General features: G+C 62.1%; 14 protein-coding genes and 2 riboswitches. Of the genes, 10 read left to right on the plus strand and 4 right to left on the minus strand.

Annotated features, from left to right (window positions below; genetic code table 11):
* Positions 1-159 precede the first annotated feature (159 nt).
* The 3 genes from KHO30_RS32630 (at position 160) to KHO30_RS32640 (ending at position 3,170) form a co-directional block, all read left to right on the plus strand.
* Complete coding sequence (locus tag KHO30_RS32630; protein WP_211703402.1) at positions 160-1,044, plus strand: LysR family transcriptional regulator; 885 nt, start codon at positions 160-162, stop codon at positions 1,042-1,044.
* Between the two features lie 170 nt (positions 1,045-1,214).
* Complete coding sequence (locus KHO30_RS32635; RefSeq protein WP_280531456.1) at positions 1,215-2,351, plus strand: Gfo/Idh/MocA family protein; 1,137 nt, start codon at positions 1,215-1,217, stop codon at positions 2,349-2,351.
* A 69-nt stretch (positions 2,352-2,420) separates the two neighbouring features.
* Positions 2,421-3,170 (plus strand): SDR family NAD(P)-dependent oxidoreductase, encoded by a 750-nt coding sequence (locus tag KHO30_RS32640; RefSeq protein ID WP_211703403.1) that lies wholly within the window; start codon positions 2,421-2,423, stop codon positions 3,168-3,170.
* Positions 3,171-3,210: 40 nt separating this feature from the next.
* On the opposite strand, the gene KHO30_RS32645 is transcribed toward KHO30_RS32640, so the two are convergent.
* The 4 genes from KHO30_RS32645 to KHO30_RS32660 form a co-directional block, all read right to left on the minus strand.
* On the minus strand, positions 3,211-4,254 hold the full coding sequence (locus KHO30_RS32645; RefSeq protein ID WP_028194510.1) for a rod shape-determining protein: 1,044 nt from the start codon (positions 4,252-4,254) through the stop codon (positions 3,211-3,213).
* Positions 4,255-4,374: 120 nt separating this feature from the next.
* On the minus strand, positions 4,375-4,785 hold the full coding sequence (locus KHO30_RS32650; RefSeq protein ID WP_244864191.1) for a hypothetical protein: 411 nt from the start codon (positions 4,783-4,785) through the stop codon (positions 4,375-4,377).
* A 112-nt stretch (positions 4,786-4,897) separates the two neighbouring features.
* Positions 4,898-5,941, minus strand: a complete 1,044-nt coding sequence (locus KHO30_RS32655) for an ABC transporter substrate-binding protein (protein WP_211703404.1) — start codon at positions 5,939-5,941, stop codon at positions 4,898-4,900.
* A gap of 173 nt (positions 5,942-6,114) precedes the next feature.
* Positions 6,115-6,248, minus strand: a riboswitch (guanidine-I (ykkC/yxkD leader).
* A gap of 117 nt (positions 6,249-6,365) precedes the next feature.
* Positions 6,366-6,734: a helix-turn-helix domain-containing protein gene (locus tag KHO30_RS32660; RefSeq protein WP_211703405.1), complete on the minus strand. Its 369-nt coding sequence runs from the start codon at positions 6,732-6,734 to the stop codon at positions 6,366-6,368.
* Between the two features lie 156 nt (positions 6,735-6,890).
* Between KHO30_RS32660 and KHO30_RS32665 the strand changes: the two genes are divergently transcribed.
* The 7 genes from KHO30_RS32665 to KHO30_RS32690 all read left to right on the plus strand — a co-directional run bounded on the left by KHO30_RS32665 (position 6,891) and on the right by KHO30_RS32690 (position 15,648).
* Positions 6,891-7,811, plus strand: coding sequence for a sugar phosphate isomerase/epimerase family protein (locus KHO30_RS32665; protein ID WP_211703406.1), 921 nt, complete (start codon positions 6,891-6,893; stop codon positions 7,809-7,811).
* A 9-nt stretch (positions 7,812-7,820) separates the two neighbouring features.
* Positions 7,821-8,879: an isopenicillin N synthase family dioxygenase gene (locus tag KHO30_RS32670; RefSeq protein WP_211703407.1), complete on the plus strand. Its 1,059-nt coding sequence runs from the start codon at positions 7,821-7,823 to the stop codon at positions 8,877-8,879.
* A gap of 433 nt (positions 8,880-9,312) precedes the next feature.
* A riboswitch (guanidine-I (ykkC/yxkD leader) is annotated at positions 9,313-9,470 on the plus strand.
* Between the two features lie 57 nt (positions 9,471-9,527).
* Positions 9,528-10,283, plus strand: coding sequence for an urea amidolyase associated protein UAAP1 (locus KHO30_RS32675; protein WP_211703408.1), 756 nt, complete (start codon positions 9,528-9,530; stop codon positions 10,281-10,283).
* A gap of 11 nt (positions 10,284-10,294) precedes the next feature.
* Positions 10,295-10,951 carry an urea amidolyase associated protein UAAP2 gene (locus tag KHO30_RS32680; RefSeq protein WP_054042339.1) on the plus strand — a complete coding sequence of 219 codons (657 nt, stop codon included), beginning with the start codon at positions 10,295-10,297 and terminating at the stop codon, positions 10,949-10,951.
* Positions 10,948-14,571 (plus strand): urea carboxylase, encoded by a 3,624-nt coding sequence (gene uca / locus KHO30_RS32685; protein WP_211703409.1) that lies wholly within the window; start codon positions 10,948-10,950, stop codon positions 14,569-14,571. The genes KHO30_RS32680 and uca overlap by 4 nt, the downstream gene beginning before the upstream one ends.
* Positions 14,568-14,690 (plus strand): hypothetical protein, encoded by a 123-nt coding sequence (locus KHO30_RS39610; protein ID WP_267914019.1) that lies wholly within the window; start codon positions 14,568-14,570, stop codon positions 14,688-14,690. The genes uca and KHO30_RS39610 overlap by 4 nt, the downstream gene beginning before the upstream one ends.
* Positions 14,677-15,648 (plus strand): ABC transporter permease, encoded by a 972-nt coding sequence (locus tag KHO30_RS32690; RefSeq protein WP_093645903.1) that lies wholly within the window; start codon positions 14,677-14,679, stop codon positions 15,646-15,648. Before KHO30_RS39610 ends, KHO30_RS32690 begins: the two co-directional genes overlap by 14 nt.
* Positions 15,649-15,663 lie beyond the last annotated feature (15 nt).

The raw sequence follows: 15,663 nt of genomic DNA on the forward strand, positions 1-15,663 counted from the left end.
CTTGAGGAGCAGTGTATGGACGGACGGAGATAAGAAAAATGGGCTAAGGTTCCGAATATATCGGACGTAGAAGTCCGCAATTGAGTCGTCACCGGGTTTCGACCGCTCGCCTGCGTCGCCCGGCCGGCGCAAATCGGCCTCAGACCTCGGGATGCGGCAATGGACAGCCTCAGTGGGATTTCGGTGTTTGTGCAGGTGGCGGAAACGCGCAGTTTTACCGAAGCGGGACGGCTGCTCGGCGTATCGTCTTCGGCGGTCGGCAAAAGTGTTGCGCGCACCGAGGAGCGCCTCGGCGTGCGGCTCTTTCACCGCAGCACGCGCAGCATTACGTTGACGGCCGAAGGGGCGCTGTTCCTCGAACGATGCCGCCGCATCCTCGGCGAGCTCGAAGCGGCGGAAGCCGAACTGTCCGACGCCGCCGGCAGTCCGCGCGGCAGACTGCGGATCAGTACGCCGCAACTATCCGAACTGATCATGCCGGCGCTGGACGGCTTCATGCTGCAATACCCGGACATCGAACTCGACGTCGATCTCTCCGATCGCATGGTGGACATCATCGAAGAAGGCTTCGACGCGGTGATACGCACGGGTGAGCAGCACGATTCGAGGCTGGTGTCGCGGCGCCTCGGTTCCTGCGGGCAGGTGCTGGTCGCTTCGCCCGGTTATCTGGCGAAGCACGGCGTACCCAAGCATCCTTCCGAACTCGTGCAGCATGCCTGTCTGCTACATAAATTCCCCGCCAGCGGCAAACTGGAACGCTGGCCGTTTCAGCTCGCTGCCTCGGAAGCGGAGCCGGAGTTGCCGCAAACCTTCGTCGCCAACACGATTGAAGTGCTCGGCTTTCTGGCGCTTCAGAACAAGGGGCTCGCCTTCCTGCCGACCTTCCTCGTGCGCGATGCGCTGGCGAGCGGCGCGTTACAGATCGTGCTCGATGATTTCATCGACCAGACCGTCACCTTCTGGATTTTGTGGCCGGCGAGCCGTTACGCGTCGCCGAAGCTGCGCGTCTTTATTGACTACGTCAGCCAGAATCTGCGGATCTGATCTGATCGCGACGGCAACGAATTGCTGAAGAATCGCTGAATAATCGCGATACCGGACTAAAGTGTCCTAAATGATCGGATTCCCAGCCCGTTTATCTCCAATCGCCTGAACTCTACTATTCCACTGTCGCTGCGCAGATAGTCTGCACAGCCTCCAACTGGAGAGTTCTTGTGAACAGTATCGTCAGGCGAGCTACAGGCTCCGGCAAAATCAGGGTAGGCGTTGTTGGGCTAGGCAACTGGTCGGAATATGGGCACGTGCCTTCGCTGAAACTGCTGCCGGAATATGAACTGACGGCGGTGTATAGCCGCAGCGCGGAAAAGGCGGCAGCGCTGGTCGCGCGTCACGGATTCAAATACGCGGCAGCCTCGTTGCAGGAACTGGTATCGCATCCGGAAGTCGATCTCGTGCTCGTATTGACGCCCGCGTTCCAGCATGAAGAGGGTATTCGCGCGGCCATCGAGGCAGGTAAGGACGTCTACTGCGAATGGCCGCTGACGCCGAGTACAGAGTTGTCGAAGGAGTTGCTCGCGTTGGCCGACAAGGCGGGCGTGCGCACCATTGTCGGCCTGCAACGGCGCCTCAATCCCGGCTACCGCTATGTGCGCGATCTGCTGGAGCAGGGCGAAATTGGCGAGGTACGTTCGGTGCGCCTGCACGTGAGCGTCGAGTACTTCCAGCGCGAACGGCCCGCTTCGCTGTACTTCACGATCCCCGAAAAGAACTTCTCCAGCCTGCTGTCGATCTACGGCGGCCACTTTCTGGACGCCTTGTTCACGACGATGGTCGGCTATCCCCAGAGCCTTTCGGCGCTGACTGTCAATCAGTTCAAAGAAGTCACGCTGATCGAAACCGGAGAAACGTTCCCGCACACCAGCGCCGACCAGGTCGTGCTGGCAGGGACTTTCGCCAATGGCGCCGTGCTGACGGTTCATATCGAGGCGGGAAAGCGCAATAACTTCGGCATGCAGCTCGACGTGACCGGCAGCAAGGGAGACCTGAAAATCTGGAACACCACCAGTTTCGGCGACGCCTTCAATCGCGTCGAAATCGCACGCGGTGACCGCCAGCCGCTGACTCAACTGCCGATTCCGGCCGAATACGAATGGCTGCCGCCAAGCGAACTTGGCGCGAGTGTGCTGGAATTGGCGAACCTGTACGCCGCCCATGCACGCGACGTCAAGACCGGTTCAACGCTTGCGCCCACTTTCGCGGACGCGATCCGGATGCATGAACTGATGGATCAGATCGCAGAGTCGAATCGCACGGGGCAGCGTATCCCGCTCTCGTTCAGCACGCCGGGTTAAGCCTGGCAACCGGCGCCAGTCTTCGAGCAGCTCCGTCATCCGCTTTCGCAAACTTCACAAGGAAACGCAATGTCTACCCATCCCGTCGTTCTGATCACTGGTGCGTTGAGCGGCATTGGCCGCGCCACCGCGCTGGCTTTCGCCCGCGAAGGCGCCCATGTCGTTGTCTCCGGGCGGCGCGCCGACGAAGGCCAGAAACTGGCTGAAGAGCTTCGCACGCTCGGTGCAGAAGCCGAGTTCATCCAGTCCGATGTCCGGTTCGAAGACGAGGTATGCGACCTCGTCGACAAGACGGTTACGCGCTTTGGCCGGCTCGACGTCGCGGTCAACTCGGCGGGCACCGAAGGCCAGAACGGCCCGGTAACGGAGCGCACGCCCGAGGGCTATGCAGCCGTCTTCGATACCAATGTGCTCGGTACCTTGCTCAGCATGAAGCACGAGATGCGCGTGATGCTGGCGCAGGGCAGCGGCAGCATCGTCAATATTTCATCGACAATGGGTTCGCGCGGCGCGGCGAACGCCTCGCTTTACGTGGCAAGCAAGCACGCGGTGGAAGGTCTGACCAAATCGGCGGCGATCGAGGGGGCCGCGTCAGGCGTGCGCGTCAACGCCATCGCGCCGGGTCCGGTCGAAACCGCGATGCTCGAACGGCTAACCGGCACCGCTGAGCGAAAAGCCGCTTTTCTCACGAACGTTCCGCTCAAGCGCGCGGGAACGCCCGAAGAGATAGCCGACGCGATCGTGTTCGTCGCGTCTGACAAGGCGAGCTTTATCACGGGCGAAATCATCCGGATCAACGGCGGGAAAACGGCCTCGTAGGCCGTCGTTCGCGAGGGGGGCTACTCGTACTTACTCGTACTTACTCGTACGAGAAGGCCCCGCCGAACTTGTCCATCCGCTCCAGCGCCATCCCCGAACCACGCACTACACAGGTCAACGGCGCTTCGGCGACAAACACCGGCAGGCCCGTTTCTTCCGCGAGCAGGCGGTCGAGATCGCGCAGCAACGCACCGCCGCCCGCGAGCATGATGCCGCGCTCGGCGATGTCGGCGCCCAGTTCCGGCGGTGTCTGTTCCAGCGCGATCTTCACCGCCGAAACGATCTGGTTCAGCGGATCGGTGAGCGCTTCGAGTATCTCGTTGCTGGACACCGTGAAGCTGCGCGGAATGCCTTCGGACATATTGCGGCCCTTGACCTCCATCTCCTTGACTTCGGAGCCCGGAAACGCGGAGCCGATTTCTTTCTTGATCGCCTCGGCGGTCTGCTCGCCGATCAGCATCCCGTAGTTGCGGCGAATGTAGTTGACGATCGCATCGTCGAACTTGTCACCGCCCACGCGCACGGAACCTTTATAGACGACGCCGCCGAGCGAGATCACGCCCACTTCGGTCGTGCCGCCGCCAATATCGACCACCATCGAGCCGGTCGCTTCAGATACCGGCAGGCCGGCGCCGGTCGCCGCGGCCATCGGTTCTTCGATCAGATAGACCTGCGAGGCGCCCGCGCTATGCGCGGCTTCCTTGATCGCACGGCGCTCGACCTGAGTCGACCCGCACGGCACACAGATGATGATGCGCGGCGACGGCGCGAACATCCGCGACTCGTGCGCCATCTGTATGAAGCGCTTGATCATCTGCTGGGTGATGTTGAAGTCGGCGATCACGCCGTCCTTCATCGGGCGGATCGCCTCGATATTGCCCGGCACCTTGCCGAGCATCTGTTTCGCTTCCTTGCCGACGGCCAGAATGATCTTCTTACCGTTCGGGCCGCCTTCCTGACGAATCGAGACCACCGAGGGTTCGTCCAGCACGATGCCCTTGCCACGCATATAGATCAGCGTGTTCGACGTGCCGAGGTCGATTGCCAGGTCGTTGGAAAAATAGCCACGCAAAAAACCGAACATGCAAATTCCTGTCTCGCTGATGCCGGGCGCGTGAGCGCGCCGCTTGGGATGCCGCCCGGAGGCGGCAGGCGACCAGGTGATGGCCGGAGAGAGGGAAGAATAACAGCTTCGGGCGCCGGGCTACTTCGGCGGGCGTGCGCGCAGCAAGTTGTCGGCCTGCCATTTGATGCGGTCGCAGTTGCTTTTGACGCGCACTGCGAATTCCGACGGGGAGTTGAGCTGCAGCGAGCGCATCTGCATCGCATCGCTATCCCCGCGCGCCCAACCGGCCTGCCAGCGCGTATCGAACTGGCTGGCTTCGGTGAGGACCTTTCTGAGTTTCTGCTTGTACTCGACCACGTCCTGCTCGGAACCTCCGCAGAATTCCTTAGCAAAGCGGGCGCGCTGACCCGCGGCTTCCGCGCTGCCGTTGTCGCTCTCTTCGCTCGCTAACGCGGATCGCGGCTGGGCCAGCAGCAGAAGCGACAAAAGCAGCGCCAGTACGGGTGCCAGCGCGAGCAGGGCGTGATAGCGAGATTGGTTTTTATACACGATGCCTCCTTGTGGCCGTCCTCCGGCGCCGCAATGAAGCGCATGTGTGCAGCGATGGAGCGTGCTGCCCCCATATTACCGTGTATAGCTATAGACGCCCGCCCAGTATTACTTACGGCGCATTGGTCAACGCCGGATCCAGATAGGCGCTCACGTTTTGCGATTGCTTGTAGACCGCGTTGCGCACATTGAACTTGTCCGCGTTCACGCTCGAACCGTACACGGAATCCAGCCCGTCACCCTTCACGAACGCCTTCCTCGCCGCCGCCGCGTCGAGCAGATGCGTGCCTTTCAGCAACGGCAGATACTGGGCCGGCGTCAGGCCGACGCGCGCGGACATGATCTTGACGGCATCCGGTTGCGTCTTCGGATCGTTGATGTAGGCCACGCAGCGATACCAGACCTTGATCACCTTGGCCCAGTCGGCCTTGCGCGACTGCAGCCTGACCGGATTGACCGTGATCGCGTCGTAGATCAGGCCCGGCGCGTCGGCTGAGGTAAAGATTGGACGTGAACCGGGCACGCGTTTGAGCGCTTCGCCCGCGTTCGGTTGCCATGCACCGACCGCGGCGACGTCGCCGGACGACGCCAGCACTTGCGGCAACTCGTTTGTCTTGGCGTTGACGAGCGTGATGTCCGATTCCTTGAGCGCATGCTTTTCGAGCGCGGTGTCCAGCAGCAGGTGATCGACCAGACCCATTTCAACGCCGACCTTCTTGCCCTTAAGTCCGGCCACCGTGCGAATGGGCGGCTTGGCAACGATCATGTCGTTGCCACTCGAGTAGTCGGTCAGAAGGATCATCACGTTTTTGGCGCCGCTTGCGCCGGTGACCAGCGCATCGCCGTTGGTCGCGCCGACCGCGTCGAGTTTGCCGGCGGAGAACGCATCGAGCGAGGCCGAGTAGTCGAACCATTGGAAATTGACATCCACGCCGGCTTCCTTGAACCAGCCTTTGTCGATGGCAACCTGGAACGCGACGAAGCCGGGCCAGTCGCTATAGCCGATGGCAAGGGGCGTGGCTGCTTGTGCAGGCGCGGCGGCAAAGCCGATGGCGACCGCAGCGGCAGCGCCGGCGATCGCGCCACGCACGCGGCGCGACGAGGCAAGGCTGCTCAGTAAAGTGAGGGACGTACGGGCGGATTCGAAGCGTTTCATCGTTTTCTCCAGGAGACCGGTCAATTGCGATTGTTGAGTTGGATCGCGCGGCGACTGCGCGATAAAACAACATGACCGGTTCCCGCGAGAATCCGAATGGTGCGGACACTGGGCGAAAACTGCGGGAGACAAACGCCGGCCACGGAGAGGCACGATAGGCATCGCTATCGCCAATCTCCCGGGCTTTTGTCCCGCCGTGTAGTGCGGCCAGCTCGTTCCCGGATCAAGTCCGGATCGAACAAACGGGTGCACCGGGCTGCTCTCGGACCAGACATTCTCGCGAACCGGAACCCTAGCATCCCTAAGATGCGACGCTGCCGCACCTCTCGGCAATTAATCTAGCGAGAAATATGCCAGCCGGATTGCGCGATGTGTCGAGATGCTTGTTATGCGAATGCTTCAACGCAGACGTGGCGTCAAAAACTCAATCCAGCGTGGCAAAACGCTGATGCACATAGGCGAGAAACTGTTCGAGGCGTTCCTCGATCGAGGCCGCGAGACTGACCCGTTTGATGCGGCGATCCGCTTCGGAACTCGTCTCCAGCAGCCAGCCGGCGTCGATCAGCTCCTGCACGTAGCGCACCGCGGTGCGGCGGCTCACGCCCGGCATGAACTCGTAGAGGGCCGTCTTGGCGAAGTCATCTTCCGGTTCCACCCACATCCGGCAAAACAGATCGCTGTAGTTGAGGTCGTTCAGCCCCAGGTCGCCGAAATGCGCGGACCACTGCCAGTCCATGTCGAGAATGGCGCGCGCGACGGCTTGCCCCTTGTGACGCGCAAGTTTCTTCTTCATCGATTCACCACGAGGAGGAGGGGTGCACAGTTTAAGTGCTAATCGCGCCGGAAATTGGGCGCGCCAGAATTATGCATGGCCAGGTTGAGATATTTTATTGACGAAGGAAATTCGTGTGTACCATTGCATGCAATTTTGCATGCAATTGGAGCGGCGATGAAATTCGAACTGTTCAAGACGTTCTGGGGCTTCGATGGCGGTCCGCACGATGCGGCGCCACTGGTACGTGCCGCCGGGTTCGACGGTATCGAAGCGCCCGTTCCGGCGGGTGGGGTTGAGCGTGAAGCGTTTGCGCAGGCAATCGCGGATGAACGTCTCGAGTTCATCGCGGAAATTACGACGGCGGGCAGTTATGTACCGGAACGGTCCGCCACGCCGGCGGACCATCTGCGCGACTTCGAAGAAAAGATCGTGTGGGGCAAGCCGCTCAAGCCACGCTTTTTCAATGTGATGGCGGGCTGCGACGCATGGCCGGCCGCCACCCAGGTGGATTTCTTCACACGCGCAGTGGAGATTGCCGCGAAGCACGAGGTGACCTGCAGCTTCGAGACGCATCGAGGCCGCTCGTTCTACAACCCGTGGATTACCCGCGACGTCGCGCGTGCCGTGCCGGACCTCAAGCTGACTTGCGATTTCAGCCATTGGGTATCGGTGTGCGAGCGTCTGCTCGACGGTGAATGGGACACGATCCTCGAGCTTGCGCCGCATGCGCATCATCTGCACGGGCGTGTTGGTTATCCGCAAGGTCCGCAGGTCCCGCATCCGGCTGCGCCCGAGTACGCCGACTGCCTCGCCTCGCATCAGCGGATCTGGGAGGCGTTGTGGAGCGCGCAGATCGACAGGGGCTATACGACAACGACCATGACGCCCGAGTTCGGCCCCGATGGCTATCTGCACACCTTGCCGTTTACGAACGCGCCCGTGGCCGATCTGTGGGAGATCAACACGTGGATGGGGCGCGAAGAGCGACGCCACATCGCGGCGTTTCTTGCTGGACGTGAGGCGCGTGGCGGCCTACAAACCGAATCGCAAACGCATTCGCCGACTCAATTTTCCACCGAACCGCAGCACGCATAGGCCACGTTCATGAGCCAATCCCACACCCGTTTCGACCGCTTGCCCGTTGTCGACGTCAGCGGTCTCTTTAGTGACGACCCGGATCAGCGTCTTGCAACCGCACTCGAACTCGACCGCGCGGCGAGTGACGCGGGTTTTTTCTACGTCACCGGCCATCAGGTCTCGCGCGCACAGCAAGCTGCGCTAATAGATCAGGCCAAGCAGTTCTTCGCCGCTCCCGATGAATGGAAAATGCGCTATTACATCGGCAAATCGACCGCGCATCGTGGCTATGTACCCGAAGGCGAAGAGGTTTTCGCAGGCGGCAAGCGAGACAGGAAGGAAGGCTTCGATACGGGCCGGGAGTTGCCACCCGACGACCCGGATGTCCAGGCCGGCACGCCGATGCTTGGGCCGAATATGTGGCCCGAGCAACCGGGCTTTCGTGAAGCCGTCGGCGGCTATTACGAGGCGGCGTTCGCGCTCGGCCGCGCGTTGTTTCGTGGCTTCTCGCTCGCACTCGGTTTGCCGGAAACGCATTTCGACAGTTATTTGCAGAAGCCCCCGAGTCAACTGCGCCTGCTTCACTATCCCTTCGACCCGTCCGCGGAAGACCGGCCGGGCATCGGCGCGCATACGGACTACGAGTGCTTCACGATCCTGCTGCCGACGGCCCCGGGGCTCGAAGTGATGAACGGCGAAGGTGAATGGATCGACGCGCCGCCGGTCGACAACGCGTTTGTAGTGAACATTGGCGACATGCTGGAGGTGTGGACGGGCGGCACGTACGTGGCGACGTCACATCGCGTGCGCAAGGTGAGGGAAGAGCGCTACTCGTTTCCACTCTTCTTCGCCTGCGACTACCACACCGTGGTCGCGCCACTGCCGCAGTTTTCGACACCGGAGGCGGTGGAGAAATATCAGCCGGTTTCGGCAGGCGATCATCTGTTTGCGCAGACGGCGCAGAGTTTTACCTATTTGAAGCAGCGTCTCGAACGCGGTGAGCTGGCGTTGCCGGAGGGATCGAAGGGGTTGGCGAGCTTTGGGCAGCAGGCTCGTTACGCGGGCACTGAGCAGGGCTTTGTTTAGCAGAAACCCCGCATCAGGACTACGGCGCCGCCTCGTCTACGAGCGGCGCCGTTGCTTTTGAAGTTCGATGAAACGTGCCGACATCAGCGTGTAGAGCGTGCGGCGAAGCGTGGCAAGCGTGAGCATGGTCGGAAGAGGGCAGTGAAGAGTGTGACGCTTCATCACGCACACACCGTGCCATCGTGCAGAGCGCCTACTCTGCGTGATAAGCGTAATCACGCAGCCCAATCATGGTGCCTCACGCATTCAACTGGTGCCGATTCACCCTCGGCCGTGGTGCGTGCGCCATCAGACCAATGAACCTCTGCTTGCCGCATTGCGCCGCCGATACCATTCAATGCCTTGCCACAATGCGCTTTCGGCTTCAGCAATATCACGCTGGCACGCAACTCGCTTAGCTACACATCGAGAGGTGCGAAGTAATTTGCATCATCTTCAGGATCGCTAGGGTTCCGGTCGCACCGCTTTAAAGGCTTCCAGAAGGCTTCAAAGCGCGCACACGATGTCTGGTCCGAGAGCAATCCGGTCTTGCCGTTCACCTTCTTTCAAGGCGCCGGCGAGGCTCCACGGAGGGATAAAAGCCCGGGAGGTCGCGATGTCGGTCAATCGCCCTCTCATGCTTTTTCCCAACCGATACCTGGAGCCTCCATGTCGACGCAAACCTCAGTCGATCTCGCACCGATCCCGCAAGTGTTGTGGGAAACAGTGATTCCTGCCGGCACGCATTGGTCCGGCGTGCTACGCCGTGGCATGGCGCTGCGCATCGTCGATTCCGAGGGCGGCGCCAATCTGGCCGCCGTGTTCTACCGGCACGACGAGCCGCTCGAACGCTACAACATGGCCGATACCTTGAAGGCGCAGCACACCGCGCATCTGACGCGCGGCCACGTGCTCTATTCGGATATGGGCCGCGTGATGGCGTCGATCACCGCCGATACGCTCGGCTGGCACGATCCGCTAGGCGGCCTCGGCGACGCCGAACTGTTCGCCGACAAATACGGCACAGCCCGCTATCAGCAACATCGCAATGCGATGGTCCGCAACGGCCGCGACAGCCTGTTGCTCGAGCTGGCCAAACACGGCCTGGGCACGCGCGACCTCGTCGCCAATATCAACTTTTTCAGCAAGCTCGCAATCGGTGAAGATGGCTCGCTCGACTTCGTAGCGGGACATTCTCCTGCTGGCGCCGCCTTCGATCTGCGTTTCGAAATGGACACGCTCGCCGCGTTTTCGAGCGCACCACATCCGCTGAACCCTTCCTTCGAATACGAACCGAGACCCGTCAAGCTGATCGCGTATCGTGCATACGCCGCCGACGCCTCCGTACCAGCCGACGATCCTTGCCGCGCCGCCTGCCCTGAGAACGGGCGCGGCTTCGTCAACACCGATCGTCTGTTCGTTTAAGGAGACCCGCGATGCCTATCATCGAAAGCAAACTCGACATCCGTCACGCGGTCTACGACCTTACGCTGCCGTCCGGCGAGCCGTGGCTGCATGAAATCAAACGCGGCCAGTTGTTCCGCATTCTCGACCTCGAAGGCAATCAGGCCGTCGACACGCTGTTCTACAACAGCGCCGATCCGCTCGAACGCTACAGCGCGCAGGACACGATTCGCGCGCAACGCAATCTCTATCTGTCCGCCGGCAGCGTGCTGATGTCGAACCTGGGCAAGCCGATGTTGACCATCGTCGCGGACACCTGCGGGCGTCACGATACGCTCGGCGGAGCCTGCGCCGCCGAAAGCAATACGGTGCGTTACGCGCTCGACAAACGCTATATGCACAGCTGCCGCGACAGTTTCCTGCATGCCATTACGCATTGCACCTGTGGCGTCGGCACGCAGCTGACCAAGCGCGACATCGTCAGCAATATCAACTTTTTCATGAATGTACCGGTGACACCGCTCGGCAAATTGACTTTCGAAGACGGCATTTCCGCGCCGGGCAAATACGTCGAGATGCGCGCCGAGATGGACGTGACCGTACTGATCTCGAACTGTCCGCAGTTGAACAATCCGTGCAACGGCTACAACCCGACGCCCGTGCGGCTGACCATCTGGGACGCCCAATGACATTCGACAAAGTCCTGATTGCCAATCGCGGCGAAATTGCCTGCCGCGTGATTCGCACGCTCAAACGCCTCGGCATTGCGTCGGTTGCGGTCTATTCAGAGGCCGATCGCCACGCCATGCACGTGATGCTCGCCGACGAAGCGGTCTGCATCGGTCCGGCGGTGGCGGCCGCCAGCTATCTGAATAGCGCGGCGATTCTCGAGGCGGCGCGTGCGACCGGCGCGAATGCCGTGCATCCCGGCTACGGTTTTCTCTCTGAAAATGCGGCTTTCGCGCAAGCCTGCGAAGACGCAGGCATCCGCTTCATTGGGCCGCGCCCCGCGCAGATGCGTGAATTCGGCCTGAAGCACACGGCACGCGAGCTGGCACGCGCGAACGACGTAGCGCTACTACCCGGCACTGGCTTACTGCCTGATGTGACTACCGCGCTAAGCGAGGCCGAATCGATCGGCTATCCCGTGATGCTGAAAAGCACCGCGGGCGGTGGCGGCATCGGCATGTCGTTGTGCCGCGACGCAGCGCAGCTGGAGAGCGTGTTCGCATCGGTCGCGCGGCTTGGCGAGGCCAACTTCGCGAACGCGGGCGTCTACATCGAGAAATTCGTCGAGAACGCGCGCCATATCGAAGTGCAGATTTTCGGCGACGGCCGAGGCGGCGTGATCGCGCTCGGCGAACGCGACTGCTCGGTGCAACGGCGCAATCAGAAGGTGATCGAGGAGACGCCCGCGCCGGGTTTGACCCAAGCCGAACGCACGGCATTGCATGCAAACGCCGTGCGTCTCGCGCAGGCTGTGAAGTATGAATCCGCCGGCACGGTCGAGTTCGTATTCGACGCTGACACGCGGCGCTTCTATTTCCTCGAGGTGAACACGCGGCTGCAAGTCGAACATTGCGTCACGGAGGAGGTGACGGGTGTCGACCTGGTCGAGTGGATGATCCGTCAGGCAGAGGGCGAGCTTGCGCCGCTCGACACGCTGGTTCCGACGCCCAGCGGTGCGAGCATCCAGGTCCGCCTGTACGCTGAAGATCCGCACAAGCAGTTTCAACCGAGCGCGGGCGTGCTGACCCACGTCGCTTTCGCCGCCGATGCGCGCGTCGATACCTGGGTCGATGCAGGCACAGAGGTCAGCGCGTTCTACGACCCGCTGCTCGCGAAGATCATCGTCAAGGGCGCAACACGCGATGCCGCGCTCGCCGCCATGCGCGCCGCGTTGGCGCAAACACAGTTGTACGGCATCGAGACGAACCTCGACTATTTGCGCGCGATCGCCGGTTCGGCGACCTTCGCGCGCGGCGAGCAAACCACCGCTTTCCTCACGCGCTTCGTGTTCGCGCCGCACACCATCGACGTGCTCGACGGTGGCGTGCAGACTACCGTGCAGCAGACGCCGGGACGGGTTGGCTACTGGGACATCGGCGTGCCGCCGTCAGGCCCCATGGACGGTCTGTCGTTCCGCCTCGCCAACGAATTGCTCGGCAATCCGGCCGACTCGGCCGGACTCGAATGCGCGATGGTCGGTGCGACGCTGCGCTTCAATACCGCGACGCTGTTCGTGCTGGGCGGCGCGCCGCTCGCCGCCACACTCGACGGTCAGCCGGTCACGCTCTGGCAGGTCACGCGGGCGCCGGCGGGTTCGGTGCTCAAGCTCGGCGGCGTGACCGGCGCGGGCATGCGTGCCTGCCTCGCACTTAAGGGTGGCTTGCAGGTGCCGGACTATCTCGGCAGCAAGGCCACCTTCACGCTGGGCCAGTTCGGCGGCCACGCGGGGCGCGCCCTGCGCAAGGGCGACGTGTTGCATCTTGCCGCCGACGCAGGCCGCGGCGAATCGGGCGCGCAACTCGATCCGGAGCGCGTGCCGGTGCTCACGCACGACTGGACTCTCGGTGTGCTCAACGGTCCCCACGGTGCGCCGGACTTCTTCACGCCCGATGACATCGCGATGCTGTACGGCACGCGCTGGACGGTTCACTACAACTCCAGCCGCACAGGGGTCCGCCTGATCGGTCCGAAGCCGCAATGGGCGCGCACGGACGGCGGCGAGGCCGGGCTGCATCCGTCGAATATTCACGACAACGCGTATGCGGTCGGCGCGGTCGATTTCACGGGCGACATGCCGGTGATCCTCGGTCCGGATGGTCCGAGTCTTGGAGGGTTTGTCTGTCCGGTGACCGTGGTGGGCGATGAACTGTGGAAGCTCGGGCAACTGCGGCCGGGGGATACGGTGCGGTTCGAACCGGTGCGTGCGCAAGCATCGCTTACGATGTCGGCAGCACCTGCAGCAACCGCAACAACGATAAACCTCGGCACTCACGACTGCATTCTCTACAGCGATCCATCGGCCGGTGAGGGCACAGGCGTGGTCTACCGCCGCTCCGGCGATCAGAACGTGCTGGTCGAATACGGCCCGCTCATGCTGGACCTGAACCTGCGCTTTCGCGTGCATGCGCTGATGAACTGGCTCGATGCACACCGGCTGCCCGGCATCGTCGATCTCACGCCGGGCATCCGTTCACTGCAAGTGCATTTCGACCCGCGCACGCTATCGCACGACACCTTGCTCGCGCATCTTCAGCAGGCCGAGCGCGAACTGCCCGCCGTCGACGAGATGCGCGTGCCGAACCGCATCGTGCATCTGCCGCTGTCATGGGACGACCCGTCGACGCGGATCGCGATCGAACGCTACATGCAATCGGTCCGGCCCGATGCGCCGTGGTGTCCGAGCAATATCGAGTTCATTCGCCGCATCAACGGTCTGGATAGCATCGACGACGTGAAGCGCATCGTGTTCGACGCGCGTTACCTGGTCATGGGTCTCGGCGACGTCTATCTCGGCGCGCCGGTAGCGACGCCGCTCGATCCGCGTCACCGGCTCGTCACGACCAAATACAACCCGGCGCGCACCTGGACGCCGGAAAATGCGGTGGGAATTGGCGGCGCCTATCTGTGCGTGTATGGCATGGAAGGGCCGGGCGGCTATCAGTTTGTCGGCCGCACCGTGCAGATGTGGAACCGCTACCGCACCACGCGCGAATTCGAAGCCGGCAAGCCGTGGCTCCTGCGGTTTTTCGACGAGATCCGCTTCTATGAAGTCAGCGAAGCCGAGCTGACCGAGTTGCGCGCCGACTTCATCGCGGGCCGCGCGAGTCTGAAGATCGAGGAATCGGTATTCGATCTCGGCGCGTACAACCGCTTCCTGAAAGACGAAGCCGAATCGATCTCCGCCTTCAAACACCTGCAGCAGGCGGCGTTCGACGAAGAGCGCGAACGCTGGAATGCCGCGGGGCACGCCGAGTATGTCGGCGAGCCGGGCAGCGACGCGGGTTCGGCCACCGGCAACGGGGCGGACGACGCGCTGGCGGCAGGCCAGCAGAGCGTCGTCGCCGACGTCTCGGGCAGCGTCTGGAAACTGCTCGTCAGCGAAGGCGAACGCGTGAGCGAAGGGCAGGTGGTGGCAATCGTCGAATCGATGAAGATGGAAGTGTCCGTTGCCGTCACCGAAGACGGTGTGATCGAAGCGATCGATTGTGCAGCCGGCGCAGCGGTTGTCGCCGGTCAGCGCCTGATGGTGCTGCGTGCCGACGTGGCGGCCGGGACCACCGAGGAGGCGACGTGCAAATGAAGCAAGCCGACGAACTTTTCGAATCGATGTCGATTGTGGCGCTGCAGTCGCGCCGCAAGTCAGGTGGATCGAGTTCCGATACCGAACGCTGCCCCGGAGAATCCCATGACCGTCATTAACAGAAGCGACTGGTTCGCGGTACGCCGCGAACTCTCCTCACGCGGCAAGTGGCTATTGGGTTTCGGTTCTTTTTTGTTGCCGGTTCTCGTCTGGTGCATCGTCAGCTATGTGCCGTTCGTCTGGCATCCACAGGTACTGGTCGAGAGTCCAGGCAGCGTCGACTATTTTCAGCCCGGCATGCGGGTCGATAAGGACGTGTTCGCCGATGAACTGAGCCATGCGCAAGCCGGCCACACGGCGTTGCCGACGGGCGAGCCGGTCAACCCGGTCTACTTGCCCGCGCCCCACGAAGTGCTGCGTGCGTTCTACACCGCATTCACGACGCCGCCTGCGTCGCGCGACGGCGTGTGGCTGCATCAAAGCCTGTGGCACAGCATTCAGGTGATCTTCTGGGGCTTTCTGCTGTCGTCGGTGATAGGCGTGCCGATCGGCATCGTCTGCGGGACTTACAGCGCGATTGCGCGGCTGCAGGAGCCGTTTTTCGAGTTCTTCCGCTACTTGCCGGCGCCCGCGTTCGGCGCGCTGATGGTGGCGATCCTCGGCATTTATGACGGTCCGAAGATTGCCATCATCGTGATCGGCACGCTGTTCCAGCAGGTGTTGATTGTGGCGAACACCACGCGCAAGCTGGAGTATGGCCTGTTCGAAGCGGCCATGACGCTCGGCACGAAGAAACTCAAGCTGCTCACGCACGTGGTGATTCCCGGCATCCTGCCCGACCTGTACCGCGACCAGCGCATCCTGCTCGGCTGGGCATGGACGTATCTGATCGTGGCGGAACTGGTCGGCACCAGCTCCGGTATCACCTGGTACATCACGCAACAGGCGCGCTATGAGCATTTCGACAACGTCTACGCGGCGATCATGATGATCGGGATTATCGGACTCGGCACCGATCTCGTGCTGGCCTATGTCGGCCGCAAGCTGTTTCCGTGGGACCGCACGCTCAAGGCGTAGCGGGACCGTTTGCGC

It is taken from the genome of Paraburkholderia aspalathi (assembly GCF_905220735.1).
Classification (GTDB): Bacteria; Pseudomonadota; Gammaproteobacteria; order Burkholderiales; family Burkholderiaceae; genus Paraburkholderia; species Paraburkholderia aspalathi.